Source organism: Paraburkholderia strydomiana, assembly GCF_046030495.1.
In the GTDB taxonomy this organism is placed as follows: domain Bacteria; phylum Pseudomonadota; class Gammaproteobacteria; order Burkholderiales; family Burkholderiaceae; genus Paraburkholderia; species Paraburkholderia strydomiana_A.
On the sequence record NZ_JAQQCJ010000062.1, the window covers coordinates 1 to 2,392 of the forward strand.

Below are 2,392 nucleotides of genomic sequence, written 5' to 3' on the forward strand. Positions count from 1 at the left end.
CTGACGCCATCATAGGGCGATGAATCTATCTGAGGACGACAAAAACACATCAATAATCTATCAGTTCGGCACTGCGTCAGTACCGTGGCGCCACGCATGTCTGGCAAGCGCTCGCGCGAACTCGGCCGGCTCCCAGCCCTCGCTAAGAGCCCGGAGCATCATCTGGCTTTGGCTTTCCGGCGCAAGCCCGTTGGCGGGCGGATCCCTGTCCAGGTTCGTTGGGAACGAATAGCCTTCGGCGCATGAGGCGACCACCGACCAGACCTCCAGCTCGGTTATGTTGCCGGCCATCAATCGGTCTCGAAGGACCGGGTAGAGAATCTCGGACATGCGCGTTCGATTCACCACTTCCATCGCCCGCCCATAAGCTGACGAGATCTGAAGCAGGTTTGCCATGCGCTGGACGTCGCTCGTTCGGTTCGAGCCGGCTGCGTGAAATAGCGCGGGGCTGAAGAAGATGGCATCGCCCTTGGCAAGCGCCACCTGGACGAAGTTGGCCTCGAAATACTCCCTAAACTCAGCTCTACGCCAGGCGACGTAGCCGCGAGCGTATCGCTGCGAGTAAGGCAGGAGTTTGGTCGGGCCGCTCTCGACAGGCATATCGCTGTGCGCGACGGCCCCCTGCAACGTGAGGAAGGCTGACATCTGGTGTACGTGCGCCGGAAAAGACGCGGCTACCTCGGCCGTCTGGAAGCCTAGATGGTAGTCACGATGGGCTTGCTGTGCCTGCCCGCCGGGTCTGACAACGTTGATCTGCGACGTAACCTGGAAACACGGACCGAGCCACGCCTCGGCCGCGGCAGGCAGCCACCGGTTCGAAAAATATCGGGTGAAGACCTCGGGTGCCGCAACGCAAAGTTTTTCCTGTGCGTTCCAGATACGGTCGTTCGCGCCTGCCTTCGCGAAATGGTCGCCCTTCGAGCCCGATTTCTTCTCGTCCGCAATGATCGATTCGAAGACCGCCGTCGCCTCGTCTACGCAGCCGGTATCGGCAAACGCATGCTTGAGCACGAAGACGCCCGCTCCATTCGACAGGACGTCGGCCCATTCCGCGAGCAGTTCAGCCCTCTCGGCGGATAAGACCACCTGTTCCAGATCGAGGCATTCGTATACAGGAATCCCTTGAATCGAATTTGCCGCGTAACGTGGTGCGCGCTCCCCTCCTGCAATGAGCGCTGTCGTGAAGTCGCGCAGGTTGCAGTCGCTTTCGCGATACCAGTTAGTTCGCTCTGCAAGATAGTTTTCCGGCTGATGGTCCATCCGCGTCTCCCAGTTTCGATGTAGGATAGCTCGCCAGGCAGACAGCGAAATCTCAAAATTACATCAAAAATCTATCAATCAGGGAGGGCCGGAATGGCTCACCGCTTCTTGATCAAGGAAATCGCCCTTCAGGCAGGGCTAGGCGTGGCGACTGTCGACAGGGTACTGAACGGGCGCGCAAACGTCCGGGAGCACACTCGCAAGCGGGTTGAGCAGGCGATAAAGGAACTCGAAAAACAGGAATTGAACCTCGCAAACACGGGGCGCAAGCTTATCGTCGACGTGGTGGTCGAAGCACCGGCGCGGTTCAGCGACGAGATCAGGAATGCGCTTGAAGCCGAACTCGCGTTCATGCACCCCGCGGTTGTTCGCCCGCGCTTCATGTTGCGGGAGACGATGACGACGGGCGAAGTCGTGGAGGCGCTTCGGTCGATTGCGCGAAGAGGCAGCCACGGAGTTTTCCTGAAAGCCCGCGACGTCCCCGAGATTGCTGAAGTGGTCGGCGAACTTCAGCGTCATGGCATTCCCGTCGTCACCGTCTTCACCGATATTCCTCTGTCAGGCCGCATCGCTTATGCCGGGCTCGACAATCGCGTCGCCGGCGCCACGGCCGCCTACCTTCTCGGTCTGTTGTTGGGTCAACAGCCGGCCAATGTGTTGATCACGATGAGCGACGAGCATTTTCGGGGGGAAGAGGAGCGGGAGATAAGCTTTCGTCGAGCATTGCGCAAGCGCCACCCGCAACTCAAACTGATTGACGCCAGCGGCGGACATGGCCTTGATTTGCCAACCGGGGAGCGAGTCCGAAGCGTTCTCGACAACGATACGGTCATTGCCGCCGTGTATTCCATGGGCGGAGGCAATGCGTCGATCCTTGGCGCGCTGGAAGCGCGGCAGAGAGCTCCCGTCTGCTTCATCGGCCACGACCTGGACAGGGATAACGTACAGCTTCTACGCGCTGGAAAGATTCAGGCAATCCTGCATCACGACCTGCGGCAGGACATGCGCTCGGCTTGCCAGCACATCATGCATTATCACAAGCTTCTACCGGCGTCGGCCGTATCCCAGTCTTCGTCCGTGATGGTCGTAACGCCTGAAAATATCCCTGACCACATAGCCAGCCGATTTCGCG

2 protein-coding genes are annotated in these 2,392 nt (G+C 59.4%); one reads left to right on the plus strand and one right to left on the minus strand.

Annotated elements, in window-relative coordinates; genetic code table 11:
* Window positions 1-60: 60 nt before the first annotated feature.
* Window positions 61-1,260: a phytanoyl-CoA dioxygenase family protein gene (locus tag PQQ53_RS34880; protein ID WP_408329259.1), complete on the minus strand. Its 1,200-nt coding sequence runs from the start codon at window positions 1,258-1,260 to the stop codon at window positions 61-63.
* A 93-nt stretch (window positions 1,261-1,353) separates the two neighbouring features.
* Here PQQ53_RS34880 and PQQ53_RS34885 point away from each other — a divergent pair.
* Window positions 1,354-2,392 (plus strand): LacI family DNA-binding transcriptional regulator (locus PQQ53_RS34885; protein ID WP_408329262.1); only part of this gene is annotated, 1,039 nt, incomplete at its 3' end.